Here is a 24,273-nt window from a genome sequence, read left to right as displayed (position 1 = left end):
GAGGGCTCAGCCCGTCTTCGGGCAGACCGTGCCGTTCTTGGGCGAGCGCAGAGCGAGCAGGTAGTCGTCGACCGCGCTGTCCACACAGGCGGAGCCGCTGCGGTAGGCCGTGTGCCCGTCGCCGTCGTACCCCAGGAGCACGCCCGAGGTCAGCTCCTTGGCGAGCCCCTGCGCCCACTCGTACGGCGTGGCGGGGTCGCGCAGGGTGCCGACCACGAGGATCGGCGGCGCGCCTTCGGCCTTGAGCGGCTTGTCGGCGCCGACGGACTTCGCGGGCCAGTAGGCGCAGGGCAGCGAACCCCACATCACGAACTGCCCGAAGTGCGGCGCCGCCTTGGCGGCCTCACCCGCGGCCCGCCGGTACGCGTTCAGCGCCTTCGGGTAGGGGTGGTCCACGCAGTTGACGGCCATGTTGGCCTCGGTCTGGTTCGAGTACGAGCCGTTGGGCCGCCGGTCGACCAGCAGGTCGGCCATCTGGAGCAGGTCCGTCCCGTCGCCCTGGTTGATCGCCTTGCCGAGGGCCTCCCGCAGCCGGGGCCAGGCCGCCCGCTCGTACAGCGGGGTGGCGATGCCGATCACCGTCCACGCCTCGTTGACCTTCCGGCCGTCGCCGAGGTCGTTCTTCAGCGGCTGCCGGTCGGCCTTCACCAGCAGGTCGCTGATCTCCTGCAACGCGCCGTCCACCGTACGGCTCTTGAACGGGCAGGAACGGCTGGCAAGGCAGTCTTCGACGAAGGCCCGCAGCGCCACCTCGAAGCCCTTGGCCTGCACCTCGTTGGACTTCAGCGACGGCACCGCCGGGTCGACCGCGCCGTCGAGCACGAGCGCCCGCACCCGCTTGGGGAACAGGTCGGCGTACATCGCGCCGAGGAAGGTGCCGTACGACTTGCCCAGATAGGTGAGACCGTGGTCGCCGAGGACGCCGCGCAGGACGTCCATGTCCCTGGCCGCGTCGGCCGTGCCGACGTGGGGGAGCAGACGGGCCGCCTTGGCGCCGCAGTTGTCGGCGAACTCCTTGGACGCCTTGTCGAGCGCCGTGACCTCGGCCGGCGTGTCCGGGCTCGAGTCCATCCCGATGTAGGTGTCGAGCTGGGAGGCGGTCATGCACGTGACGGGGGTCGACTCGCCCACGCCGCGGGGGTCGAACCCCACGACGTCGTACTGGGCGCGCACCCTGTCGCTGACCACGGATTGGGCCGCCCGCGCGTACTGGATGCCCGAGCCTCCGGGCCCGCCGGGGTTGATGAGCAGGGAGCCGGCGCGCTTGCCGGTGGCCGGCAGGCGGATCACGCTGAGGTCGATGCGCTCGCCGGTGGGCTTCTCGTAGTCGAGGGGCACCTGGATCTTCGCGCACTGGAAGCCGTCGCCGCAGTCGCGCCAGGCGGGCCGCTGGGCGTAGAACGGCCGCAGCTCCGCCGTGGGGGCCTCGACCGGCGGCTGCGCCTGCGCGCCCGTGCTGGGCTGATCGGAGGTGGCCGGCGTGTGGGTGGAGCATGCCGTGAACGGCAGCAGCGCGGCCAGCGCCGCGATCGCCATTCGCCGGCTCGGACCGCCGCCGTACCGCGTACGAGACGGTGTGAGCTTCGCTTTCTGCCCGGCCGATCGCATACCCGTCGTTTCCCCTGCCGTCGCCTGCGTGACGAAGACCAGCATGCCGCCTGCGGAGGACGGGCGGTGACGTACCGGCCACGGTGGCGAAGGATGAGGTCAATTGTCTGGCGGCTCGTCGGCGCCGTCAGGCGGGACAGGGCGCTTTTCCTGTGACAGATGCGTCTGGTACGCCCCGTTTCCGCTGGCCGTACGGTAAAGGGAGGGCCGCCGGACGGCCGGGGAAGTTTTACCGGTCTCCATGGAGCCTGCCCGGCTCCGGACCGCTCGCCGAGGGGCGCGCCGCTCCGGTGGTGACGGGTGCACGAGAACCACGATGACCCTGTAGACTGTGCGAAGCCGTTCGCGGCGTGCCGCCTTAGCTCAGTCGGCCAGAGCACTTCACTCGTAATGAAGGGGTCAAGGGTTCGATTCCCTTAGGCGGCTCCAGCTCAGAGGCCCTCCCGGATCTTTCGGGAGGGCCTTTTCGTTTCCGTACAGCAACGGCTTCGCATGCAGGCAAGGTGATGATCTGCGTGCAGCCTCCAGCGTTCGCTTCTCCAGGCGCTGGAGGCGGCCATCGTGATGCGCCCAGGAGGGCGAGCGAATAGCCTTCCTGGGCGTCGGAAAGAGACCTTCAGGTGTCGAGATTCCGGTTGAGTCGGTCGAGCGCCTTGCGGGTCTCGGGTGAAGGAACCTGGGTGTAGACGTTCATGGTGACGGAGATCTGGGAGTGGCGGAGGATACGCATCGCCACGCGGGGGTGAACGTCGAGCGCAGCCAGGAATGAGGCGCAAGTGTGCCGGGTGTCCCGGTGAAGTAGTTCGCCGCGTACGCGACTGAGCTGATGGGAGACCCACAGTTCTTGGCCGGCCAGGTCGACGCAATCCCAGGTCAAGCCGAGGACCTCCCCTCGTCGAAGGCCGAGCACTAGCGTCAGCACGAATGCGGCGTAGAGCGGCTCTTCCACGGTCCGAAGGTGTTCGAGGAACCGGCGCGCCTCGTCGACGCTCCACGTGTCGTGCTTCCGCTTCTTGCTGCTCTTGCTCGCGCTGGGCAACGTGGTCAACGCCACCACGTTTACACCGCCGCTACGAACGCCAGGCCGACGACTTCGCCTCCTTCGTCGCCATCGCTGCCGACCTCATTTGCTACCGCCGATTCGCCAAATGAGAACGACGTCTTACTCCGCCCGTGACAGAGGTGCAGCCTCTCGCACGCAGCGACGACTACTGAGAGTAAAAAGTGTCGTCACAGTAAGTAATCATCAGTGGTAGATATGGGCTCACTGCAACTACACGAGTTCAGGAGGCTCCATGGCACTCACGCTGACCCGTCGGACGCTGGCGGTGGCCGCCTGTCTGCTCACCAGCTCGCTCACCCTCGCGCCGGCCACCGCTGCCAGCGCCGACGGGGAAACCCGGCTCCAGGCGAAGTTCATCGCCAACCTGGTCGCCCGCCACAGCGGCAAGTGCCTGGAGGTCTACGGCGCCAAGACGGGCGACGGAGACAAGGTCGACCAGTGGACCTGCAACACCGGGACCTACATGGACTGGCAGCTCATAGCGACCAGCGGCGGTTACTACACCATAAGGGCCGTCCACAGCGGCAAATGCCTGGAGGTCTACGGCGCCGGCACGGCTGACGGAGCCAAAGTCGACCAGTGGACCTGCCACGCCAACCAGCCCTATATGGAATGGCGCCTGGACCAGAAGCCCAACGGCTACTTCAACATCGTCAACCGTCACAGCGGCAAGTGCCTGGAGGTCTACGGCGCCGGCACGGCCGACGGAGCCAAGGTCGACCAGTGGACCTGCTTCAACGAGCCCTACATGGAATGGCGGCTCGCCTGACCGCCGAAAGCGTGACAGCGCACTGACACCCGGCCGGCGTTACTCGGTCGGCGTCGATGAGTGTTAGCACCCGCTCTCCGGGCACGACGCCGCCCCCCAGCCGCCCCGCACCGCCGGGGACGGCGTCGCTCTGGCCACCCGAGCCGTGCCGACAACCGACCCCCGGCTCAAGCAACCGCACCCCCATCACAACCACATGGAGGAATCTGATGCTCGCCCCCCTACGCCAGGCTCTCGCCGCTGGCGTCGTTTCCCTGTCCGCCGCAGCGACCGCAATGGCCGCCGCACCACCTGCGACGGCCCAAACAGGGCTGCCGCCCATCGGCGCGGAGATCCCCTCTTCGATGCTCGCGATCAACAGCACGCTGAAGTTTCACAACACCACCTACACCCTCGACTTCAAAGGCGGCATCAAACAGCGCGTCGAGCCCAACCCCGACGACCCGATCAACAGCGTGCGGATGCGCACCGTCGGGTTCCGGGTCGCTGGCGAAGTCGACTCCGACACCTCAGTCGTCTTCGAGCAGTGCGACATCGATGTCGAAGCGGCCAGCACCTTGCGGCTCACGCAGAAATTCCCGCCACGGTATGAGGAACGAGACGTCCTGCCCTTCTGCGCCACCATCACGCAGCCAGACAGCGAGCCGGTCACGCTGACCACCAAGGACCCCATGATCCTCACCGCGAAACTCACCCAGTACCCAACCAGGGGCGACAGCTTCCAGCTGGCCAAGCCAGTCGACCTGGTCAACCCGGAGGACCCCGACACCGTCGTGGCACGACTGACCGCCTTCCCCTCCAAACGCGGCGGACTCTAACCCGATCCACGAACGTCGGCACGCCCGATCAAACGATCAACCGCCAAACAAGACACGGTCCTAACAACAGCAGCGTCAGCCCTGATCCGAGGCGCTATGGATCTGAGGCCCCCGTGGTGCTCCTGGAGAACGTCTACAGCAGTGAGCGTCCGTCCTTTTTGGCGGCGAACACGGGACGATTGGGCAATTCAGATCATCGGAGGTCTGCTCTTCTTGGCGCTTGGGTACGTGCTAGGCAAGATCACAAGCTAGTCCTGGCTGACTGTTCGTGGATCTCTACGGTGAGCAAGCCGTACCGAGAACGGGCTCGGCCAGCTACTCGTGCCGGATCACCGGATGCCGGTCTGTTCGAGATCGCCGCCCGACGGTGCGGTATGAGCCTGGCCGGTGAGGGATGGATGGTCGGCGACCATCCAGTCAAGGACATCGGCGGGGGACGGGCCGCCGGCCTCCGTACGATCTGGGTCGACCGGGGGAAACGGCCGGATCAGGAACACGACGCAGACCATGTCGTCACCGGCGTGCTCCAGGCGATGGAGATCCTGCACAGCGAGGCCTGACAGACGGGTTCCGCCACAGCTCATGGTGATTGCTGTACAGCAGCGCCGTACAGCAACGTCCCCGTGCACGATCACACTGCACCGGTCCGCACCTACCGCCCGAGCAGGACGGCAAGTCATCCACCAGGGACCTGCCTTTCCCTCGTAATGAAGGGGTCAAGGGTTCGATTCCCTTAGGCGGCTCCACCTTAAAGGCCCTCCCGGACCACCCGGGAGGGCCTTTTGCTAACACCCTTGCCAACAGGGCTCTGGATCTGACCGTGGCTTCGGCATCGAGGCGCTGGGGCGATGCTGCGGGTCATGGAGCGCAGGGCCGCCTTGCCGGCCGCGTACACGCTGAGCTGCGGCAGGGCCATAACGTTGGCGACCGAGGTGTGGCCGGCCCGACCCCGCTGCTGCCGCCGGTGATCACCACTCGGCTGCCGTCGTACTTGCCATCTCGTCACGCGCTCCCGAATCGCCGCGTCAGGAAGTTCAGCCAGGTCTGCTGGTAGGTCGCCGCGAGCCGCGACTGCGGCGCGAACAGGTCGAAGGCGTGGTACGCCCCCGAATAGAGGTGCAGCTCGACCGGGACGCCGTGAGCGAGCAGGCGCAGCGCGTAGTCGATGTCCTCGTCGCGGAAGCAGTCCAGGTCGCCGACGGCGATGAACGTCGGCGGCAGGCCGTGGAGGTCGCCGGCCCGGGCCGGCGCGGAGTAGGCGGACACGTCGTCGGTTCCGGCGCGGTCGCCGAGGATCAACTGCCAGGCGAGCAGGTTGGTGGACCGGTCCCAGATGCCGATGTCGACGATCTCGCGGCTGGACGCCGTCTCGTTGCGGTCGTCGAGCATGGGGTAGGCCAGCGACTGGAACAGCGGCGTCGCCTCCCCGCGGTCGCGGATGAGCAGGGCCGTCGCCGCGGCGATTCCGCCGCCGCCGCTCTGCCCGGCGAGACCGACGCGAGCCGGGTCCAGGCCGAGGCGGCCGGCCTCACCGAGGATCCATCGGTACGCGATGAACCCGTCCTCGGCGGCCCCGGGCGACGGTGCCTCCGGGGCGAGCCGGTAGTCGACGGCGGCGACCGCACAACCCAGTGTCGAGCACAGCTGCTTGAGCCACGGGTCGTCCTGGGCGGCGTACCCGAGGACCTGCCCGCCGCCGTGGAACCACAGCATGACCGGCAGGGGGCCGCCGGCGTTCGCGGGCCGCAGCAGCCGGACCGGGACGTCCGGGCCGTTGGGGCGGGTGGCGTTCAGCTCGGCCACGGAGACCATCGGGTCGTCGGGCAGATTCGCTGCGATCGACTCGGCGAAGGCGCGGACGGCTTCGCGGGTCCCTGCGATGTCGGTCAGATCGAAGGCCCCATGGGGCGTCATGGGTACGGCCGCGAGGGCGGTAGCCAGCTCGGGATCCATTGATATGCGGGCACGGGTCATGGTGCGCACCTTCCTGCTGCGCTTGTTAATGTCAGTGACTGACACTACCACGTAACGACAGTGACTGACATATCCCCTATGATGGCGGGGTGCCACGAAGCAGCGAGCAGGCGCGCCGCCGCCTCCAGCAGGCGGCCCTCGACCTCTACCGGGAGAACGGCTTCGATCGGACCACGACGGCCGAGATCGCAGCCCGCGCAGGCGTCACCGAGCGCACCTATTTCCGGCACTTCCCGGACAAGCGCGAGGTGCTGTTCGACGGCGAGGACGCCCTGCGCGTGACCCTGATCAGCGGCGTCGCCGAGGCGCCGGCCACGTTGCCGCCACTGCCGGCGTTGCTGTGGGCCCTCCGCTCGGCGACCTCGCTGCTGGAGAACAACCGCGCGTTCTCCGAGCCCCGGCAGCGGGTCATCGACACCACCCCCGCCCTGCGGGAACGGGAGCTGACGAAGGTGGCCTCCCTGGCCGCCGACCTCACTGAGGCGCTGCGCCGCCGCGGCGTCCCCGACCGCACCGCGGCCCTGGCGGCCCAGACCGGCATGGTCGCGTTCCGCCAGGCCTTCGGCGCGTGGATCTCGGACCCGGCACCCGGCCTGGACGCCTTGCTCCACCAGGCTTTCGACGACCTTCGCACCCTCACCACGGCTCGCTAGCCTCGGGCATTCACGAGGTCGTGGGGCTGTCCATGCCTTTATCGGCAGTCGGCGATCCGCCCGTGGTGTGCGGATTCGGATGCAGACCGTCGAGCAGGATGCGGATCAGGGCGCCGGGGAAGTCCGGGCCGTTATCGATGCCGGCGAGTGCGACGAGGCCGTCGAGGATCTGTCCGAGAGAGACGTCGTCGCGTACTTCTCCGCTGCGTTGCGCGGCGCGGAAAAGGGGTTCGCCGGCCGCGATTGTGCGGGAGCGGCTGGCGCGGAGGATGGGGGTGCCATTGGCGGATTCGGAGAGGAGGACGGAGGCGAGGGGCCCTTTGCGGGCGCCGATGGCGTGGAAGCGCATGAGCCAGGCGAAGAAGGCCTCGCCAGGCGTGTCGCCACTGACGGATTCGGCGGCTTGGCACATGTCGTCGACGGTGTGACGGAAGAGTTCCTCAACCAGTTCGAGTCTGCCGGGGAAGTTGCGGTAGAGCGTGGCCATGCCGACGCCGGCACGTCGGGCGATCTCGGCCATCGACGGTGCGGCACCGGGTTCGGCGAAGGCCTCGCGGGCGACCGCGATGATCTTCGACCGGTTGCGCTCCGCGTCGGCACGTCGGGCAGGGGCGGACTCGGCGCTCACGGCGGATGCTCCTTCCTTCGGCGTCCAGAATCTCAGCGTACCGGATACCCTTCTCACTTGCTCTTGCAAAACGGAGAGCCTGTCCGTTACGTTAGGTGGACAGGTAATCCGTTTAGGACGTCCGCTGATCAGGACACCAGGAGAGGAACAACCATGACTGCAACTGTGAGCGTCCCGCCCGTCGCCGACACCGCCCGCCGTGACATCCCCGCGTTCGTACGGGCCGGGGAGCGGATGATGTGGATCGGAGGCCGACAGGTCGCCGCAGTCTCCGGACGAACGCTGCCGAACACCGACCCGGCCACCGAGGAGGCGCTGGCCAGTGTGCCGCGCGGCGAGGCAGCCGACGTCGACGCCGCGGTCCACGCCGCGCGCGCGGCGTTCGCCGATCCCGCCTGGGCGGACATGAGCCCCGACCGGCGCGGCCGGATCCTGAACCAGATCGCCGACGTCATCGAGGAGCACGCCGACGAACTGGCCACCATCGACTCGGTCAACATGGGCGCACCCCGCATGCTGACCGCACACATGCTGGCCGAGGCGAGTGAGGTCTTCCGCTACTACGCGGGCTGGCCTACCAAGCTGTCCGGCGTGAGTGTTCCCGCGGGCAAGGACCGCATGGCCTACACCCGCAAGGAGCCCCTCGGTGTCGTCGGCATCATCTGGGGCTGGAATGGTCCGATGGGCCAACTGCCCGGCAAGCTCGCCCCGGCCCTGGCCGCCGGTAACACCGTCGTGCTCAAGCCGGCCGAGACCGCCTCGCTGAGCACGCTGCGCCTGGCCGAGCTGCTGGCCGGCACCGACCTGCCGGCCGGTGTGGTGAACGTCGTCACCGGCCTGGGCGCCGAGGCGGGCCAGGCGCTGGTCGCGCACCCCGGTGTCGCGAAGATCGCCTTCACCGGGTCGACCGCGACCGGCAAGCTGGTCCAGCGCCAGGCCACAGACACGCTCAAGCGCGTAACGCTCGAACTGGGCGGCAAGTCGCCGTCGGTCGTCTTCGCCGACGCCGACCTTGACGTCGCGGTCCGCGGCGTGGCGGCCGGCTTCCTGGGTAACGCGGGACAGGCCTGCGTCGCCGGATCACGGGTGTTCGTCGAGGAGAGCATCCGTGAGGAGTTCGTCGAGAAGTTGCTGAAGACGATGGAGGCATTCACCCCGGGCGACCCGCTGACCCCGGGCACGCTGGTGGGACCGCTGGCCACCAAGGCGCAGTTCGACCGCGTCAGCTCCTACCTCGACATCGCCCGCGAGGAGGGCGCGAACGTGGTGACCGGCGGCGGGCGCTTCGGTGATCACGGATACTTCTTCGCCCCCACCCTCCTCGACGACGTCCGCCCCGACATGCGCGTCGTCCGCGAGGAGATCTTCGGCCCCGTCGGCGTGATCACCACCTTCACCGACATCGACGACGCCCTCGCCCAGGCCAACGACACCGACTACGGACTGGCCGCCTCCGTGTGGACCACCAACCTCACCACCGCGCACCGCATGGCCGCAGCCATCGAGGCCGGCACCGTCTGGATCAACACCTGGGCCGAGATGAGCACCGGCAACCTCCCCTTCGGCGGTTACAAGCAGTCCGGCCTGGGCCGCGAAGGCGGCCTGGAAGGACTCGACGCCTACACCCAGGTCAAGACCGTCCGCATCGCGCTGTGACCATGCCACCTCACGCCTGAGCGGCCTGGCCATCCTCGAGCGCGACACACCCGGACCGAGCTCCTGGCGGCCATCACCACGATTCCCGACGCCGGTCGCGCGGCGGGCGACCTCCGCTCCGACGTCACCGCCGAAGACATCGCCGCCTCCCTCATCGGCATCTTCACCGTGGCCCCCGGCGCGAGCATGAAGCCAAGGCCGGTCGCCTGCTGGACCTCCTGATGGACGGCCTCCGGCCCGCCGCCCGGCCGGCGCCTGAGCCCGGATCTGATCAGCGCTAGAGGTCGAGCATCAGGGCACGGTGATCGGACACTTCGGGTGCGGTCATGATCTCGAATCGGCGGACGGCGGTGGGTTCGGAGACGAGCATGTAGCTCGCATGCCGTACGGGCTTCGGGTAGCGGGAGGTTCTGGTGTCGGCGTCCCGGACCAGGTCGGTGAGGTCGAGCTTGGCGAGGATCCGGAACGTCTCGCTGTCGGGCAGCACGTTGAAGTCGCCGCACACCACGGTGAGGTCGCCGTTCTCGCGCACGCTGGTGACGAGGCCGGCGAGCCTTTCGGCCTGCGCGCGGCGAGCGGGGGTGTCGGTCTTCCCATGTGCGTCCCGCAGGCCGTGAAGGTTGACGACGGTGACGAACCGCTGTGCCGTGCGGTCGAAGACGCGCACGGCCAGAGCGGCGCGCGGGCGGCCGTCGGCCGGCCATCCGTCGTGATGTTCGACGTAGCCGCCGTGGACGAACGCGGATCGCATGCCGACGATGGGCAGCGTCTCCCCGACAAAGGTGGCGAGCCCGAAATCCTGCCGATGTGAACCGCCTGCGTGGTCCTGGACCGGCCCGGAGTCGCTCGCGGTGAACAGGCCATGGTGGCGGGGAAGGCGTGAACGGACATCGGACAGGAGGTCCGCCCGCTGCGGCAGTGATCGCTCGGCGTCGTCGAATCGGGTCCAACCATGGGTGGTCGGGGTGTGTGTCACCTCCTGCAGACACAGGATGTCGGCGTCACAGCTGTCGAGCCAGGCGGCGAGTTCGTCGAACATCGCGCCGCCCCAGGCGTTGAGAGAGATGATCCGCACGCTGAAGAACCTAGACCAGACCCGTCATCCATACCCAAACCGCGCCTGGAGGCCGGCCGGCGCCGAATCCCGATTGCCTCCGGCCGACCTGCCTTCCTAGGGTGGGTGGCCGTGATCCACGGAACGGTCGAACCGGGTTTCGAGCAGGTACGGGACGTGTTCGCCGATGTGCTGGAGCGGCAGGCCGGCGGAGCGGGGGCGGCGGTGGCCGCCCAACTGGACGGCCGCTGGATCGTCGACCTGTGGGGCGGGCCCGGCTGGTCCCGCGACAGCGTCGTGATGCCGTACAGCGTGACCAAACCGTTCGCGGCGGTCTGTGTGCTGCTCCTCGTGGATCGGGGCGTGCTGGAGCTGGACGCCCCGATGCGGCGCTACTGGCCGGAGTTCACCGCGCCGGCGACCGTACGGCATGTCCTGTCGCACCAGGCGGGCGTGGTGGCGCTGGACCGGCCGGTGCCCACCGAGACCTTCTACGACTGGGACCGGATGTGCGCGCTTCTCGCCGCGCAGGAGCCGTCGTGGGAGCCGGGCACCGCGCACGGCGAGTCGGCGCTGTTCTACGGGCACCTGCTCGGCGAGCTGGTCCGGCGCACCGACGGGCGGACGCTCGGCCGCTTCCTCGCCGAGGAGATTTGCGGCCCGCACGAGCTGGACTTCCACATCGGCCTCGGCCCCGGGCGGCAGGCGCGGGCCGTCGAGCTGACCGGCTTGACCCCGGCCTACCGGGCTGCCGCGCTGGACGGCAGGCCCGACCTCTACCGGCGGGCCGTCGGCAACCCGCCCGGCGCGCAGGACCCGGCTGTGGTCAACTCCGCCGCCTGGCGGGCCGCGGAGATCCCCGCCGTCAACGGCCATGGCACCGCCCGTGCGGCCGCCGGGTTCTACGCCGCGTTGCCGCGGCTGCTGTCGGCCGGCCTGCTCGCCGAGGCCACCACCGCCCAATGCTCGGGGACGGACGCGGTCCTCGGGACGCAGGCGACCTGGGGGCTGGGCTTCGGCATCGACGGCGACGACTACGGCATGGGCGGCCTGGGCGGCAACTACGCCGGAGCCGCGGGCTACACCTTCGCCTTCCTCACCGGCCACGCGGGCGATTTCGACCGCGCCACCGACCTGGAGAACGCGCTGCGTGCCGTTCTCGGGCTCGGCCCGATTCCCGACTAGGCCGGGACCGGCGGCCCTGCACCGCGATGGCCGGGCAGAGACCGCCGGCGGTCCGCTGAGGAGGCGCCGGTCCTCAGCTCACCGCCTGCCGCAGGAGCGCCCCGATCCTCTCCTCGACGTCGGCGGTCAGCTCGGCCAGGGCGTACGAGGCCGGCCACATGGCGCCGTCGTCGAGGTTGGCCGCGTCGCTGAAGCCGAGCGTCGCGTAGCGGGCCTTGAACTTCGCCGCGGCCTGGAAGAAGCAGATCATCTTGCCGTTGTGGGAGTACGCCGGCATCCCGTACCAGAGCTTGGGCGTGAGGGCGGGCACGCTGGCCTTGATCACGGCGTGCAACCGCTCGGCGATCACCCGGTCGGGCTCCGGCATCTCGGCGATCTTCGCGAGCACCTCGCTCTCCGTGTCGGCCTTGGTGCCCCGCCGGGCGCTCTTCAGCTCCTTGGCGCGCTCCTTCATCGCGTCGCGCTCCTGCTCGGTGAAAGCGCCCTTGGTGGTGGTGGTCTTCTGCGTGGTCGACATGAGGACTTCCTCTCTCTGCTGAGTGTGGCTGGGGGCGGTGCTGGACGGGACCGGTGTCACCACTTGCCGGCCTGCTGGCGGGTCGGCACGTTGAGCCGGTTGAAGGCGTTGGCGAGCGCGATGTTGAGCAGCAGCGCGGCGAGCTCCTTCTGGTCGAAGTGCTTGGCGGCCACGTCCCACACCTGGTCCGGCACCGGGTCCGGCCGGTCGGCGAGCCGGGTCACGGCCTCGGTCAGGGCCAGCACGGCGCGCTCCTCGTCGCTGAACCACGGCGTCTCCCGCCACGCGGCGACGGCGTGCACCTGGTCCGCGGTCACGCCGTGCCGCTGGGCCTGGTGGACGCCCCCGGCGACACACGGACCACAGCCGTTGATCTGGCTGGCCCGCAGGTGGCTCAACGCCAGCAGCCTGCCGTCCACTCCGGCGCCCGCGACGGCCCTGTTGACCGCCATCAGGGCCTCCATCGCCTCGGGGATCAGAGCCGCCGGGTTCGGCATGCGCTCGGTCGACATCGCTTCTCCTTCGTCGCGGGTGTTTCTTCCGACGAGGACCATGTGACCATCGGCGTGTCCGCGCCCGCCTGGTCCGTGGGACACCGTGGGACAGGCAGAACCCGGCTGAGCAGCGCGGACGTACCGCTGATCCGTCTGCGTGGGCCGGGACGGGTACGGTGTTCCACGTGTCCAGCCCCCAGGAACGACTGGTGGCCCAGCTCGCCCGGATCAAGGAGCTGAGCGGGCTCAGCCTGCGCGCCCTCGCCCGCCAGACGGGTCTGAGCAGCTCGTCTCTGTCCAGATACCTGACCGGACAGCTCGTGCCGCCGTGGGAGGCCGTCGTGGCGCTGTGCCGGGCCGTGGGACGCGATCCCCGGCCGCTGCGCGCGCTGTGGGCCGAGGCGACCGAAGCCGGCGCGGCGCCCGTCCGGCGCCGCAACGACCTGCCGGGCGACCTGTTCGACTTCACCGGCAGGCAAGCGGAGTCCGCGCTGGTCGAAGAGCTGCTGCGCACCACCGGCGCGGCCGCGGTCGACGGCATGGCGGGCGTGGGCAAGACGAGCCTGGCCGTCCACGTGGCCCACAGGCTCGCTCCTTCGTATCCGGACGGCGGGCTCTATCTCGACCTGCAGGGCTTCACCCCGGGTCAGGAGCCACTGGAACCGCACGCCGCGCTGGGCCGGCTGCTGGACGCGCTGGACGTCACGCACCCCCCGGCCGGCACCGCCGAACGCGCGGCGCTCTGGCGGTCGGAGCTGTCCCGCCGACGGGTTCTGGTCGTGCTCGACAACGCGGTCGACGCGGAGCAGGTGCGCCCGCTGCTGCCCGGCGCGGGGAAGTCCGCGGTCCTGGTCACCAGCCGCCACCGGCTGGTCAGCCTGGACGGAGTGCCGCCGGTGTCCCTGGAGCCGCTGGCCGACGGCGACGCGGTGCATCTGTTCGCCCGGGCGGCCGGGCTCGCGCTCACCGAAGAGGACGCGGTCGGCCAGGTGCTGCGGCAGTGCGGCGGGCTCCCGCTGGCGCTGCGGATGGCGGGCGCGCGGCTCCGCCACCGCCCGGGCTGGACCGTGGCGGTGCTGGCAGAGCGGCTGCACGCCACCCCCGGCCGCTTCGACTCCGTCTTCGGCATGTCGCTGCATCAGCTCGACGCCGCCGAGCGCCGCATGTTCCGGTTGCTGGGCGTGCTGCCGGGCGCCGACTTCGACGCGGCGGTGGCGGGCGCGCTCACCGATATGCCGCCCGACCGGGCCGGCGCCGCGCTGGAGGAACTGGTCGACGCCCACCTGGTCCAGGAGCCCTCGCCCGGGCGCTACCGGATGCACGATCTGATCCGGCAGTACGCGGCGGACCTCGCCGCGGACGAGGAGCCCCGGGCCGAGGACGCCCTGCGCCGGGTCCTGCGGCACTATCTGGCCCAGGCCGTCGCCCACGAGCGGACGCTGCCCTCGCCGCAGCGCACGGAGCCCGCCCCGGGGGATCCGGCGAAGGCCATGGCCTGGTTCGACCTCGAGTACGTCAACCTGGTGGCCTGCTTCGACGCCGCCGTACGGCTCGGCGAGGACGAGGTGGTGGCCGAGCTGCCGCAGACCATGCGGGTCTGGTTCTTCCGGCATCGCGGGACCGACGACCAGGCGCGCCTGCTCGAGGCCGCCGCGGCCGCAGCGGCACGTCTCGGCCGCGACCAGGAGCGGGCTTCGCTGCTCGCCGATCTCGGCTACGCCCGTGCCGCCGCCGGACGCCTCACCGAGGCGCTCTCCGCGTACGAACTGGCCGAGCGGTCGGGGGTGCCGGATGACGACATCGCGGCCGCCCTGGCGCTGCGCATCGGCCTGGTACGCCGGGATCTGGGCGACCTCGAAGCGGCGCAGGCGCACTTCCGGCGGGCACGCGAGCTGTTCGAGAAGATCGGGCGCCGTACGGGCCAGTCCCAGGCGCTGGCCTTCGACGGATGGGTGACCCTTCACCTCGGGCGGCGCGCGGAAGCCGTCGAACTCGCCCGGGCGTCCGTCGCCCTGGCGGACGGGCCCGCACAGGTCACCGGGCTCGTCACCCTCGGTCTCGCCCTGGCACCGGACGACCCGGCGGAGTCGCTGCGGATGCTGCACGACGCGTTGCGGCTGTCCGAGCAGCACAATCTCCAGCACAACCAGGCGTGGTGCCACAACTATCTCGGGGTCGCCTTGCGGATCACGGGCTCACCCGCCGAAGCGCTCGAACACCATCGCCGGGCCTTCGAGCTGCTGGAACCGCTGGCCGAGGTGCAGCTGGAGATGGACGTCCTGCACACCTATGCCGAGACGTGCCGCGTGGCGGGCCGCCGTGACGAGGCGCTGGCGCTGCTCGACCGGGCCATCGGGCTCGCGCGCGAGCTGGGCCGGCCGTACGACGAGGAGCTGGCCCGTGCGGCGCGGGAGGTCGTGCGCGCCGACCGCTGAGCCGGCGCTGGGCCGGCGCTGGGCCGGCGCGCTCCTATTCGTCTGGCCATACCGTCGTTAATCGTTTGTCGGCCGCCTTGTGTGTCGTCGATGATGCGGCCATGGCTACGACACGGCGGACCGGCACGGGTCACGAGCGCGGCACGCCGGTCGAAGCCCTCCGTGGCCGGGCGCTCGACGGTTATGAGAGCGGCCCCGACGCACCGCTGCGGGCGATGGAGCGGGCCCTGGCGAAGGCCGGCGACGCCGTGACCATGGTGCTCGTCGAGGGCCCCAGCGACCAGATCGCCCTGGAGACGGCCGCGGTCGGCCGCGGCCGCGATTTCGAGGCGGAGCGGGTCGTGATCGTGCCGATCGGCGGGGCGCACGCGATCGGCCGCTTCCTGACGGAGCTGGGCCCGCCGGACACCCGGGTGCGTCTCGCGGGTCTGTGCGACCTGCACGAAGAGGAGATATTCCGGCGCGCGATGGTGGCGAACCGGGTCGGCTCACCTCGCACGCGCGCCGACATGGAGGACCTCGGGTTCTACGTCTGCGTGAACGACCTGGAGGACGAGCTGATCCGCGCCGTGGGCAGCGCGGGGATCGAGGCGCTCTTCGGCTCCCACGGCGACCTCAGGGCGTTCCGCTCATTGCAGAGCCAGCCCGAATGGCGCGGCCGGGAGCCCGAAGCGCAGATCCGGCGGTTCCTGGGCAGCGGCTCGCGCCGCAAGCTCCGGTACGCACGGCTGCTCGTCGAGGCGGCACTCGACCGGGACCGCCTGCCTCGGCCGCTCGACGCGCTGCTCGCGGCCGTTCGAGACATCGGGAAGCGGGATGACAGGTGATTGGTGTGCCGGACGATGACGAGGCGGCACAGGGCGGGACCGTGATGCGGCGCCGGCGTCTGCATCGGGCCGTCTTCGTCGCCGCCGGAATCTACAACATCGCCTGGGGCGCGTACGCGGCCCTGGACGCACAGTGGCTTTTCCGGTTCGCCGGCATGCCGCTCCAGAACCATCCGCAGATCTTCACGACCCTGGGCATGGTCCTGGCACTGTACGGCGTGCTGTACCTGGACGTGGCGCTGCGGCCCGAGCGGGGCTTCCTGATCGCGGCCGTGGGGCTCGCGGGCAAGGTCTTCGGTCCTCTCGGCTGGCTGTGGCTCGTCTCCACCGGCCAGTGGCCGATCTCCTCCGGAATCCTCGTCGTCACCAACGACCTGATCTGGTGGATCCCCTTCGTCGTCTACCTCGTGGACGCCCGGCCGATCTGGTGGCGCGACGTCCGCACCGGCCCCTACGGTGATCACCGTATCTCCGATCTTCCGTAGCGCGGCCGTCGACCGGCTGCTGGGCGCGGCGGTCGTACGCCACCGGCTACGTGGATTCGAGACGGAAGGCGACAGGCATGTCCCTGATCTCGCATGACCACTGCGAGGTGAGCGTCCACGACGGGGCGTTCTTCATCGTCGATGTGTCGTTCTCCGCTGTCCCGTACGAGGTGCCCGACCGGGGCCTGCTCAGCCTCTCGGCGGAGGACGATCTCGTGAGCGTCTCGCTCGAATCGTGGGACGAGGAACCGGGGGATCAGCGCGAGGACTGGGCGGAGGCCACCTCCGGCGTCCTCTGGTCCGAGACCGGCGAGATCTGCGTTACCGAGCAGTACACGAATGTCCAGGACGGGTTTCTGCTCCTGGGTGAGCCGGAGCGGTCCTGGAACGTACGCGTGTACACGCGGGCGGACGACGAAGCGCATCCGCGGGAGCGGTTCCTGGTCCAGTTCTGGCCGCGAGGGGCCTCGACCTAGATCTAGATCTTCCCTGTGCGGGGTCGGGAGATAACAAGATCCGGCCAACTGTCGGCACGGCCGCACGTGTCGGGCCGCACCACGCCTCTCCGTCGGACGAATCTTCCCTGCGGTGCCAGCGCCGGTCGTACGGCCTGGTCGATCGCCACGACGAGAGGACCTTCATGATGAGGCACATCCCCAGGATGTGTTACCCCGTCGCCGCCCTGGTGGCGGCGGCTGTCCCGTTGACGCTGTCCGGCCCGGTCCCGGCCGGAGCCGCGCCCCTCCGTGCGCGGACGGTGGCCGCGGCGCCGAACCCCGCGTCGTGCCCCGAGCAGGTGGCCTTGGTCAACGGCGGTTTCGAGAACCCCGTCGTCGCCGGGACGTGGGCTCCGCTCCCCGATGCCTCGCAGAACGACCCGAACGCGGTGCCGGGCTGGCGGACGACCGCCACCGACCACAGGATCGAGGTCTGGAGCCCCCGGATGAACGTCCCGGCGGTCGAGGGCGCGCAGTTCGCGGAGCTGAACGCCAACCAGGTCTCGACCCTCTACCAGGACCGTCCGACCACTCCGGGCCAGAAGCTGTACTGGCGGCTGTCCCATCGGGGGCGTCTCGGCACCGACCAGATGGCACTGGACATCGGCGCCCCCTCGGGCCCCGTCCAGCAGGGGACGATGTCCGACGGCAACGGGAAGTGGGGCGACTACCACGGCACCTACACCGTGCCCGCCGGGCAGACGACCACCCGGTTCGCCTTCCGCTCGATTTCCGCCGCCGGAGGCAACCCGTCGGTCGGCAACTTCCTCGACGACGTCTTCTTCGGCACCCCGCCGTGCGTCGTCGTCACCAAGTCCGCGAGCCCGCAGGGTCCGGTGAACGTCGGCGCCGAGATCACCTACCGGCTGACCGCCGTCAACAGGGGCGGCGACATCGCGCAGAACGTCCGGCTCACCGACAAGGTCCCGGCCGGGACGACCTTCGTGCCCGGCTCGCTCCGCGTCGTGAGCGGCCCGAACAGCGGCGCCATGACCGACAAGGCGGGCGACGACCAGGCCGAGTTCGACGCCGCCACCGGTGTCGTCGCCTTCAGGCTGGGTGACGGCGCGACCGGCGCGGCGGCGGGCCGGCTGGCCAACGACACCGTGCTGGCGGACGGCACCACCGTCGAGTTCCGGGTCAAGGTCGGCAGGCCGGCCGCCGGGAAGCAGCTCGTCAACCGGGGCGCGGTCGACTACGAGAACCGGCTCGGCCCGGACCCCGAGCCGCTGGCCTCCACCAGCGGTGAGAGCGTCACCGAGGTCAATCCGGCGGTCGACCTCAGCGTGGTCAAGTCCGCGGACAAGACCGAGGTCACCGTGGGCGAGACCGTCACCTACCGCGTCACGGTGGCCAACGCGGGTCCCAACGACGCCACCGGTGTCGCCGTCAAGGACGCGCTGCCGGCCACCCTCGCTCTCCTGTCGGCCACGCCCTCGACCGGCACGTACGCCGGGGGAACGTGGACCGTGGGCACGCTGGCCAGTGGCGCGACGGCCACGCTGGTCGTCCACGCGAAGGCCACCGCGATCGGGGAGACGGTCAACACCGCCACCGTGGGCGGCAAGGAGCTCGACCTCGATCCGGGCAACGACAGCGACGCGGTCAAGGTCTGCGTCCAGCGCGAGCCGTTCTGCCCGTACTGCACGCCGGGGAGCAGGCAGGGCACCGGCAAGTGACCCGCTGAGACCGGGAGCCGTCCTGCCGTGGCCCGCGTCCCACGGCAGGACGGCGACCGCCGGGGGCTATCGTCGTGCCCAGGACGCGCCACGACGGAGAGGACCCACATGGCAGGCCGCACCCTCCTGGACGAGCTGTACGAGGCCGAACGGCGACTGCAGAAAGCGCAGCTCACCGGTGACGTGGAGGAGCTCGACCGGCTGCTCGACGAGCGGCTCGTCTTCACGGGACCGCCGGACGGCCGGCTGCACACGGAGGCGAAGCAGCTGGATCTCCACAACCACCGCTCGCGTACGCAGGTGATGACGAAGGTGGCCGAGGAGGACCTCACCGTCGTCGTCTCGGGGACGACCGGGGTCACGTGTTTCCTCGGCACCCTCGAAGGCGCCTTCGCGGGGGAGCCGTTCGCCGGCCGGCTGCGCTACACCCGCACATGGGTGCACACCGACGAGTACGGCTGGCGCGTGCTGGCGGCGCACGCGAGTGAGGCCTGAGCCGAGGGCCGGAAGCGAGAAGCCCCTCCGGGACCACCCGGAGGGGCTTTCGCGTGCCAAGGACCGGAGGACACGCGAGCAGCGGATCGGCGTGGGTGCGCGTTCACTGTGCATGGATTCCGAATCCCTACGGCTGACGGCGCTCGCGCCGCCCTCGCCGCCTCCCGAGGCCGATCTGGCGGGCCTGTACCGCGAGCACCGGGCCAGCCTGGTGCGGCTCGCGGTGCTGCTCGTCGGCGACCTGGAGACGGCGGAGGACGTGGTGCAGGACGTCTTCGCCCGGCTGCAGAACCGGCGGCCCCCGGACCTGACTCTCGCCTATCTGCGGACCTGTGTGCTCAACGGGTCGCGGTCGGTGCTGCGCCGTCGTGCGGTCATGCTGCGCCGGACGCAACGGGTCACCGATCTAGCCGACTCGGCGGAGACGGCCGTTCTCATCGGCGAGTCCCGCAAGCAGGTGCTGCTGGCGCTGGCCCGGCTGCCCCGGCGGCAGCGGGAGGCGCTGGTGCTGCGTTACTACCTCGACCTGGCGGACTCCGAGATCGCTCTGCTCATGGGCGTGGGACAGAGCACCGTCAGATCCACGACCGCACGGGCCCTGGCCAGACTCCTTCGCGAACTGGGAGAGGACGAATGAGCACCATCGAGGACCGGCTCCGTGACGCCATGGCGGCCCGCGCGCGTACGGTGCCGGACGACGGCCTCGACCACGCGCTGCCCCCGCCACGCCGCACCCGGCCGCGTGGCCTCGCGATCGCCGCGGCGGCGCTCGCGGTGGCCGGCACGATCGTCGGCGTGACACGCCTCGCGGAGCCGTCCGCGGGCCCCGGGGAGGCCGGCGTCGCGGCGGCCTCGTCCGACCGGGTCGACGTCTCGGTCTTCCTCTGTACGAACCATTCGCCTTTCGAGAGCTGCACGGGCGGTGCGGCCACCGCCAGGGAGAAGGGGAACATCAGGCGAGCTCTCGAGGCCCGCCCCGATGTGCGGACCATCGTGTTCGAGGACCGGCGAGCGGCGTTCGAGAACTTTCGCAGGCAGGAGCGGAATGCCGAGCTGCTGAAGGCGGTCGGAGTCGAGGACATGCCGGAGTCCTTCCGGATCAAGGTCGCCCCCGGCGCCGACCCCCTGGCGGTGGTCAGGGCGGCCGAGGACCTGCCCGGAGTGTCCACCGTCATCGACGAGAGGTGCGGGAGGGACGACCCCGAGCGGGCCTCCGCACAGTGCGTACACCGGGGGAGGGGACGCTGAGCGCGTACGGGCGCGCGGAAGGGGCACGGGCGGGAACGCCCGTGCCCCTCGTGGCCCTCACCGGCTGTCAGGACCTCGCCTGCCGGCTCACTCGCAGGCCTCGCTCGAGTGGCGCATCATGGGCCGGCTGTAGCTGCTGACCTCCTGTGACTCGGTGACGTACCGCGTCTCGGTTATCGGACGCTGGTAGGTCATCATGCGCGTGTAGCTGACCGGACGGCTCTCGGTGACGAACCGGGTGGACTTCACCGCGTGGGTCTCCGGCACCATCCGGGTGTAGCTGACCGGACGGCTTTCGGTGACGAAGCTCGTCTCGGTGACGGGCCGCTTGTAGGTGACCTGACGGGTCACGGGGCGGCTTTCCGTGACGTACCGGGTCTCGGTGACGGGCCGCTGGTAGGTGACCTGACGGGTCACCGGACGGCTCTCGGTGACGTAGCGCACCACCGGGCGCTGATAGGTCACGTACCGCGTGACCGGCCGCGACTCGGTGACGTACCGCGTCTGGGTGATCGGGCGCTGGTAGGTCACCTGGTGGGTGACCGGCCGGCTTTCCGTGACCATGCGCGTGTGGGTCACCGGGCGCTGGTAGGACACCTGACGCGTTTCGGTGACCGGACGCATCCGGGTGACCATCCGCGTTTCGGTGATCGGGCGCTGGAAGGTGACCTGCCGGGTGAACGTGACCGGGCGGCTCTCGGTCACCATGCGCGTCTGCGTGACCGGCCGCTGGTAGGTGATCGTCCGCGTGTAGCTGATCGGACGGCTGTACGAGGACTGCTCGCCGAGCGCCAGGCTGCGGCTGCGCAGGGACGACTGGCCCAGCGACGAGGACTGCTCGCCGAGCGCGAGACTGCTGCTGCGGCTGCGCAGGGACGACTCGCCCAGCGCGGCCTGTGAGCGGTAGGCGAGGTTGCTTCCGGACTGGCCGCTCGACTCCTCGCTCGACTCTTCGCTCGATGAACCCTCCTGGGCGTTCTCCCGCCCGTACCCGCTCTCCTCCTCGTACGCGCGCCTGCTCTGCTCGGCCGCCTCCTCCGACTGTTCGCCGAGGCTGGTGCCCGGCTCCTCGGCCCGCGGCGCGCTGAGCGCGGCGGCGAGGCCGGAGGGGTGGGCGGCGGTGGTGGAGGCCGATGCGATGGCCGGCCAGAGCGTGACTGCGGACAGGACTGCCGGACCCAGCAGTAATGAGAATCGAGTGCCGTGCATAGAGATACTCCTCTCCGATCAGCGATCGGGTGTATCTCAATCGTTGGCACCGCGGCCGGAGCCCGTCCAGGCGAGTTGACCCGTCCCGGGACGTTCGCTGTCGCATTCCGTATGCGCCAATGGGGGTGGCTATCGGCGGCGCGGCCGATGACCGTGCTCCCTTTTGCCGCCCTGTTCCGGGGACGATGCGCTTTCAATGTTGCCGACACGTTTACGCATTAGGTATTGCGCGTTTTTCCGGAAAGAACCGCTCAGCGGTGGGCGATGACGGCGTAGCGCTCGTCGTGTACGGGTCTGCCCCACAGCACGGGATCGGTCAGCGGCTCCGCCCGCACGCTCGCGGCGTACGGCCGCAGCACCTCCACGAGGGGCTCGGCGCTCACCCCCCCGAGCCAGGGCAGGGACCCGGCGCCCGGCACGTACGGCGGGCCGTCCCCGGAGGCCCGCCAGTTGCCCTCGATGAGGACCAGCCGGCCGTGCGGGCGCAGCAGGCCCATCCAGGTGCGCAGGGCGCGTTCCGGCGCGGGCAGGGTCCACAGCAGGTGCCGGGCCAGCACGACGTCGAAGGAGGATCCGGCGTTCTCCGGCGGGTCGCTCGCGTCACCGGTGAGGACGGGGGTCGTGAAGCCCGCGGCGGCGAGCTTGCGCCGGGCCGCCTCGGCCATCCTGGGGGACAGGTCCACGCCCACGGGACGGTGTCCCTGCTCGGCCAGCAGCAGCGTGAGGGAACCGGTGCCGCAGCCCAGGTCGAGGACGTCGGCCGGAGGGCGCGGCATCCAGGACCGCAGCCGTCCCGCCCACGCCGCACGGACCCGAAGGTCGTGCAGTCCGTGGTCGGCCTCGTGGTCGAAGGTGTCGGCCTCCGCGTCCCAGTAGGAGGCGATCGACTGGGGATCCAGATCGGGCACGGACGCATCTTTGCACCGGAGTCCGACAAAAGCGGATGCAAAGAGTAAGACGGGCGGCATCCACGGAGTTCAGAGGGCCTGCGGAGGTGAACCGTTCACCCGGTGGAGTTCACCCGGTCGAACGGCCCCGCAGACGCCAGGACCCCGGCAGGAGGATCTCCTGCCGGGGTCCCGCACGTGTGGTGCCGGTGCCGGGTCGCCTCTCGGCGAAAGGCACAACGCGGCTCCAGCCGAACGGTAGTCCGCGAAGGCAAATTAGGTGAGGCCCGGGGACACCTGCACACCGGCCACGCTTCATCCAACCACGTGTCCGCCCCCGTTGTTCCCGGGCCACGCCATCTTTTTCGGCGCCGATCTTCGGAGCCGGTGCTCAACCACGGAGGAAGAGGGTCTTTCCGGACGAGCCGGGGAAGACGAGGAGCAGGTGCTCCTCGACCGGCCACTCCGACGCGTACTTAAGGGCCTCCGCCCGTCCGCGCACGTAGACCCGGACGCGGTAGTAGCCGGGCCCCGCCACGGCGAGGTTCGGCAGGGAGCCGTCCGCCTCCCCGGCGAGTCCGAGCACGCCGTCCGGGCTGGCGAGGCCGGTCTCGACGACGGTGTCCCAGCCCCTGAGCCGTACGCGGGGGGTGTGGGGCAGCGCCTTGACCGTCAGGCAGATCGGGGTGTTGTCCATGGCGGTGCCGACCGAGACGGCGGTCGTGGTCAGCCAGTCGATGACCTCGTCGAACGCGCGGTCCAGCCTGCGCGGCACGCCCGCGCTGTTTCCGCCGTCGACGAGGTAGCCGCCGCCCTCGCCCACGATGAGGGCGGTGGTCGCCTGCCGCACCGCCCGCAGGCGACGCGCGGGGTCCGAGCAGTGGGCGGTCAGCTTCGCCCGATAGTCGTCGTCCTTCTTGCGCGCCTCGGCCTCCGTCAGCACCAGATCGGGCGCTTCCCGGGCGACCGCGTCCGGGCACAGGAACACCAGCGCGTTCATGAGCGAGTAGCTCCAGTCGGACAGCCCGGCCTGGTCGAACAGGGTGTGGACGCGTGGCTCGGTGGAGGGCCGTCCGGCGACCCCGCACAGTGCCCGGCCGAAGGCGAGCAGTTCCCGGTCGGGCAGCGTCACGAACCGCGGGGCGTGCCCCGCCTGCGCAACTGGGACGACGCCCCGCGCCGTGCAGAGGAAGGCGTGCTCGCGGTCGTGGGGTTCGGTGTCGCCGTAGGAGCGTTGGACCACGGTCCACGGGTCGCAGTCGTCCTCCGAGAGCTCGTCCTCGTCATGGGCGGGCTGAGCGGCGGCGATGGTGGCGAGCAACCGCTCGGTCTCGGTGGTCTCGCCCGTGCCGGGGGTGGCGGCGTGCAGGCGCAGGGCCACGTCGAGGCCGGTGTAGCGGTCGTCGGCGCCCCGGTCGGCCGCGGGCACCGCCAGCAGGAGGCAGCACACCCCGAAGACCCCGGCCGTACGGCGCAGCCGGGCGTGCGGACGGGACCCGGCGGGCCGGACGGCCGACAGGATCAGGGCGGCGGCGACCACGTCGCAGGCGCTCACCCCCAGGTTCCACCCGGCTACCGGCTCCCACAGCTCCCAGCAGACGGAGCCGGCCGTGACCACGTCGTACGCGACGGAGGCCGGGCTCACGAGCGCCAGGAGCAGCACGTAGCAGGCGACGACCTGGCCCGTCACCCGGCTCGCGGGCCCGCCGCGCGTCACCAGCCAGAGCGCGAAGGCGACAGGGACGGCGAGAAGACGCGCCCAGAGCAGGGACGCCAGGAGCGGGCCGGGAAATCCCATCGTCAGGAAATCGAAGGCGGGACAGGACGGAAGGCCGTACGACGTGAATCCGAAGGACACCCAGCCTCCGGAGAACGCTGACAAGGCCAGGGGCAGGAGTGTCATGAGGACCGCGAGTATCCAGAGCCGGAAACCCCGTGTCCGCCACATGACGCCGCTCCCCGTCCGTCCGACAAACCAGAGGCACCTTATCCCCATGAAGATCGAAATTGTGGATATTCAGTGCGGTTCGAGTCGGGGAAAAGCCCTTGCCACATCCCCGGTGCTGCGAAAGCCTCCCCTCTTGTGGAACGA

At 70.3% G+C, this 24,273-nt stretch carries 24 protein-coding genes and 1 tRNA gene; 15 read left to right on the top strand and 10 right to left on the bottom strand.

Going from position 1 to position 24,273, the window contains the following annotated elements; translation table 11 throughout:
- Window positions 1-6: 6 nt before the first annotated feature.
- The gene (locus tag ACWEQG_RS19500) at window positions 7-1,536 is read right to left on the bottom strand and encodes an alpha/beta hydrolase (RefSeq protein ID WP_452286440.1); all 1,530 of its coding nucleotides are present in this window, start codon (window positions 1,534-1,536) and stop codon (window positions 7-9) included.
- A gap of 424 nt (window positions 1,537-1,960) precedes the next feature.
- Between ACWEQG_RS19500 and ACWEQG_RS19495 the strand changes: the two genes are divergently transcribed.
- A tRNA-Thr gene (locus ACWEQG_RS19495) sits at window positions 1,961-2,037 on the top strand.
- Between the two features lie 187 nt (window positions 2,038-2,224).
- Here the strand turns inward: ACWEQG_RS19495 and ACWEQG_RS19490 are convergent.
- Window positions 2,225-2,665, bottom strand: a complete 441-nt coding sequence (locus ACWEQG_RS19490; RefSeq protein WP_452286438.1) for a site-specific integrase — start codon at window positions 2,663-2,665, stop codon at window positions 2,225-2,227.
- Window positions 2,666-2,903: 238 nt separating this feature from the next.
- Between ACWEQG_RS19490 and ACWEQG_RS19485 the strand changes: the two genes are divergently transcribed.
- From ACWEQG_RS19485 to ACWEQG_RS19475, 3 genes are all read left to right on the top strand, one after another.
- The gene (locus ACWEQG_RS19485) at window positions 2,904-3,440 is read left to right on the top strand and encodes an RICIN domain-containing protein (RefSeq protein WP_452286436.1); all 537 of its coding nucleotides are present in this window, start codon (window positions 2,904-2,906) and stop codon (window positions 3,438-3,440) included.
- Window positions 3,441-3,649: 209 nt separating this feature from the next.
- Window positions 3,650-4,258: a hypothetical protein gene (locus tag ACWEQG_RS19480; protein ID WP_452286434.1), complete on the top strand. Its 609-nt coding sequence runs from the start codon at window positions 3,650-3,652 to the stop codon at window positions 4,256-4,258.
- A 113-nt stretch (window positions 4,259-4,371) separates the two neighbouring features.
- A complete protein-coding gene (locus ACWEQG_RS19475; protein ID WP_452286432.1) occupies window positions 4,372-4,818 on the top strand; it encodes an HAD family hydrolase in 447 nt (148 codons plus the stop codon).
- Window positions 4,819-5,260: 442 nt separating this feature from the next.
- On the opposite strand, the gene ACWEQG_RS19470 is transcribed toward ACWEQG_RS19475, so the two are convergent.
- The gene (locus ACWEQG_RS19470; RefSeq protein WP_452286430.1) at window positions 5,261-6,172 is read right to left on the bottom strand and encodes an alpha/beta hydrolase; all 912 of its coding nucleotides are present in this window, start codon (window positions 6,170-6,172) and stop codon (window positions 5,261-5,263) included.
- Window positions 6,173-6,321: 149 nt separating this feature from the next.
- Here ACWEQG_RS19470 and ACWEQG_RS19465 point away from each other — a divergent pair, with 149 nt between their 5' ends.
- Window positions 6,322-6,885 (top strand): TetR/AcrR family transcriptional regulator, encoded by a 564-nt coding sequence (locus tag ACWEQG_RS19465; protein WP_452286428.1) that lies wholly within the window; start codon window positions 6,322-6,324, stop codon window positions 6,883-6,885.
- A 10-nt stretch (window positions 6,886-6,895) separates the two neighbouring features.
- Here the strand turns inward: ACWEQG_RS19465 and ACWEQG_RS19460 are convergent, their stop codons facing one another.
- Entirely contained in the window at window positions 6,896-7,513 is a 618-nt protein-coding gene (locus ACWEQG_RS19460) for a TetR/AcrR family transcriptional regulator (protein WP_452286426.1), read from the bottom strand.
- 153 nt (window positions 7,514-7,666) lie between these two features.
- Here ACWEQG_RS19460 and ACWEQG_RS19455 point away from each other — a divergent pair, with 153 nt between their 5' ends.
- Complete coding sequence (locus tag ACWEQG_RS19455) at window positions 7,667-9,169, top strand: aldehyde dehydrogenase family protein (RefSeq protein ID WP_452286424.1); 1,503 nt, start codon at window positions 7,667-7,669, stop codon at window positions 9,167-9,169.
- Between the two features lie 277 nt (window positions 9,170-9,446).
- Here the strand turns inward: ACWEQG_RS19455 and ACWEQG_RS19450 are convergent, their stop codons facing one another.
- Entirely contained in the window at window positions 9,447-10,244 is a 798-nt protein-coding gene (locus ACWEQG_RS19450) for an endonuclease/exonuclease/phosphatase family protein (protein ID WP_452286422.1), read from the bottom strand.
- Window positions 10,245-10,355: 111 nt separating this feature from the next.
- On the opposite strand from ACWEQG_RS19450, the gene ACWEQG_RS19445 reads away from it, so the two are divergent.
- Window positions 10,356-11,408: a serine hydrolase domain-containing protein gene (locus ACWEQG_RS19445; RefSeq protein ID WP_452286420.1), complete on the top strand. Its 1,053-nt coding sequence runs from the start codon at window positions 10,356-10,358 to the stop codon at window positions 11,406-11,408.
- 73 nt (window positions 11,409-11,481) lie between these two features.
- On the opposite strand, the gene ACWEQG_RS19440 is transcribed toward ACWEQG_RS19445, so the two are convergent.
- Entirely contained in the window at window positions 11,482-11,925 is a 444-nt protein-coding gene (locus ACWEQG_RS19440) for an iron chaperone (RefSeq protein ID WP_452286418.1), read from the bottom strand.
- A gap of 56 nt (window positions 11,926-11,981) precedes the next feature.
- Window positions 11,982-12,437 (bottom strand): carboxymuconolactone decarboxylase family protein, encoded by a 456-nt coding sequence (locus tag ACWEQG_RS19435; protein ID WP_363462430.1) that lies wholly within the window; start codon window positions 12,435-12,437, stop codon window positions 11,982-11,984.
- Between the two features lie 167 nt (window positions 12,438-12,604).
- Here ACWEQG_RS19435 and ACWEQG_RS19430 point away from each other — a divergent pair, with 167 nt between their 5' ends.
- From ACWEQG_RS19430 to ACWEQG_RS19395, 8 genes are all read left to right on the top strand, one after another.
- Window positions 12,605-14,854: an ATP-binding protein gene (locus ACWEQG_RS19430; protein ID WP_452286416.1), complete on the top strand. Its 2,250-nt coding sequence runs from the start codon at window positions 12,605-12,607 to the stop codon at window positions 14,852-14,854.
- Between the two features lie 101 nt (window positions 14,855-14,955).
- The gene (locus ACWEQG_RS19425; protein WP_452286414.1) at window positions 14,956-15,681 is read left to right on the top strand and encodes a TOPRIM nucleotidyl transferase/hydrolase domain-containing protein; all 726 of its coding nucleotides are present in this window, start codon (window positions 14,956-14,958) and stop codon (window positions 15,679-15,681) included.
- 5 nt (window positions 15,682-15,686) lie between these two features.
- Complete coding sequence (locus ACWEQG_RS19420; protein WP_452286412.1) at window positions 15,687-16,166, top strand: hypothetical protein; 480 nt, start codon at window positions 15,687-15,689, stop codon at window positions 16,164-16,166.
- A 77-nt stretch (window positions 16,167-16,243) separates the two neighbouring features.
- Complete coding sequence (locus ACWEQG_RS19415; protein WP_452286410.1) at window positions 16,244-16,642, top strand: hypothetical protein; 399 nt, start codon at window positions 16,244-16,246, stop codon at window positions 16,640-16,642.
- A 164-nt stretch (window positions 16,643-16,806) separates the two neighbouring features.
- Window positions 16,807-18,342 carry a DUF7507 domain-containing protein gene (locus tag ACWEQG_RS19410; RefSeq protein WP_452286408.1) on the top strand — a complete coding sequence of 512 codons (1,536 nt, stop codon included), beginning with the start codon at window positions 16,807-16,809 and terminating at the stop codon, window positions 18,340-18,342.
- A gap of 108 nt (window positions 18,343-18,450) precedes the next feature.
- A complete protein-coding gene (locus tag ACWEQG_RS19405) occupies window positions 18,451-18,837 on the top strand; it encodes a nuclear transport factor 2 family protein (RefSeq protein ID WP_452286406.1) in 387 nt (128 codons plus the stop codon).
- A 112-nt stretch (window positions 18,838-18,949) separates the two neighbouring features.
- Complete coding sequence (locus ACWEQG_RS19400) at window positions 18,950-19,474, top strand: sigma-70 family RNA polymerase sigma factor (protein WP_452286404.1); 525 nt, start codon at window positions 18,950-18,952, stop codon at window positions 19,472-19,474.
- Window positions 19,471-20,085 (top strand): permease-like cell division protein FtsX, encoded by a 615-nt coding sequence (locus ACWEQG_RS19395; protein WP_452286402.1) that lies wholly within the window; start codon window positions 19,471-19,473, stop codon window positions 20,083-20,085. The genes ACWEQG_RS19400 and ACWEQG_RS19395 overlap by 4 nt, the downstream gene beginning before the upstream one ends.
- Window positions 20,086-20,172: 87 nt before the next feature.
- Here the strand turns inward: ACWEQG_RS19395 and ACWEQG_RS19390 are convergent, their stop codons facing one another.
- The 3 genes from ACWEQG_RS19390 to ACWEQG_RS19380 all read right to left on the bottom strand — a co-directional run bounded on the left by ACWEQG_RS19390 (window position 20,173) and on the right by ACWEQG_RS19380 (window position 24,084).
- Window positions 20,173-21,294, bottom strand: a complete 1,122-nt coding sequence (locus tag ACWEQG_RS19390; RefSeq protein ID WP_452286400.1) for a hypothetical protein — start codon at window positions 21,292-21,294, stop codon at window positions 20,173-20,175.
- A 251-nt stretch (window positions 21,295-21,545) separates the two neighbouring features.
- Window positions 21,546-22,202, bottom strand: a complete 657-nt coding sequence (locus ACWEQG_RS19385) for a class I SAM-dependent methyltransferase (RefSeq protein WP_452286398.1) — start codon at window positions 22,200-22,202, stop codon at window positions 21,546-21,548.
- Between the two features lie 370 nt (window positions 22,203-22,572).
- A complete protein-coding gene (locus ACWEQG_RS19380) occupies window positions 22,573-24,084 on the bottom strand; it encodes a hypothetical protein (protein ID WP_452286396.1) in 1,512 nt (503 codons plus the stop codon).
- Window positions 24,085-24,273: the final 189 nt, after the last annotated feature.

This window comes from Microbispora sp. NPDC004025 (assembly GCF_053604425.1).
This window is presented reverse-complemented; position numbering and strand designations above follow the sequence as displayed.

Bases quoted from the DNA above. Each gene is read 5' to 3' on its own strand.
- ACWEQG_RS19500 (WP_452286440.1), bottom strand. From the start codon at position 1,536: ATGGCGATCGCGGCGCTGGCCGCGCTGCTGCCGTTCACGGCATGCTCC.
- ACWEQG_RS19485 (WP_452286436.1), top strand. From the start codon at position 2,904: ATGGCACTCACGCTGACCCGTCGGACGCTGGCGGTGGCCGCCTGTCTG.
- ACWEQG_RS19480 (WP_452286434.1), top strand. From the start codon at position 3,650: ATGCTCGCCCCCCTACGCCAGGCTCTCGCCGCTGGCGTCGTTTCCCTG.
- ACWEQG_RS19470 (WP_452286430.1), bottom strand. From the start codon at position 6,172: ATGACGCCCCATGGGGCCTTCGATCTGACCGACATCGCAGGGACCCGC.
- ACWEQG_RS19455 (WP_452286424.1), top strand. From the start codon at position 7,667: ATGACTGCAACTGTGAGCGTCCCGCCCGTCGCCGACACCGCCCGCCGT.
- ACWEQG_RS19440 (WP_452286418.1), bottom strand. From the start codon at position 11,925: ATGTCGACCACGCAGAAGACCACCACCACCAAGGGCGCTTTCACCGAG.
- ACWEQG_RS19435 (WP_363462430.1), bottom strand. From the start codon at position 12,437: ATGTCGACCGAGCGCATGCCGAACCCGGCGGCTCTGATCCCCGAGGCG.
- ACWEQG_RS19425 (WP_452286414.1), top strand. From the start codon at position 14,956: ATGGCTACGACACGGCGGACCGGCACGGGTCACGAGCGCGGCACGCCG.
- ACWEQG_RS19415 (WP_452286410.1), top strand. From the start codon at position 16,244: ATGTCCCTGATCTCGCATGACCACTGCGAGGTGAGCGTCCACGACGGG.
- ACWEQG_RS19410 (WP_452286408.1), top strand. From the start codon at position 16,807: ATGATGAGGCACATCCCCAGGATGTGTTACCCCGTCGCCGCCCTGGTG.
- ACWEQG_RS19405 (WP_452286406.1), top strand. From the start codon at position 18,451: ATGGCAGGCCGCACCCTCCTGGACGAGCTGTACGAGGCCGAACGGCGA.
- ACWEQG_RS19400 (WP_452286404.1), top strand. From the start codon at position 18,950: ATGGATTCCGAATCCCTACGGCTGACGGCGCTCGCGCCGCCCTCGCCG.
- ACWEQG_RS19395 (WP_452286402.1), top strand. From the start codon at position 19,471: ATGAGCACCATCGAGGACCGGCTCCGTGACGCCATGGCGGCCCGCGCG.
- ACWEQG_RS19390 (WP_452286400.1), bottom strand. From the start codon at position 21,294: ATGCACGGCACTCGATTCTCATTACTGCTGGGTCCGGCAGTCCTGTCC.
- ACWEQG_RS19380 (WP_452286396.1), bottom strand. From the start codon at position 24,084: ATGACACTCCTGCCCCTGGCCTTGTCAGCGTTCTCCGGAGGCTGGGTG.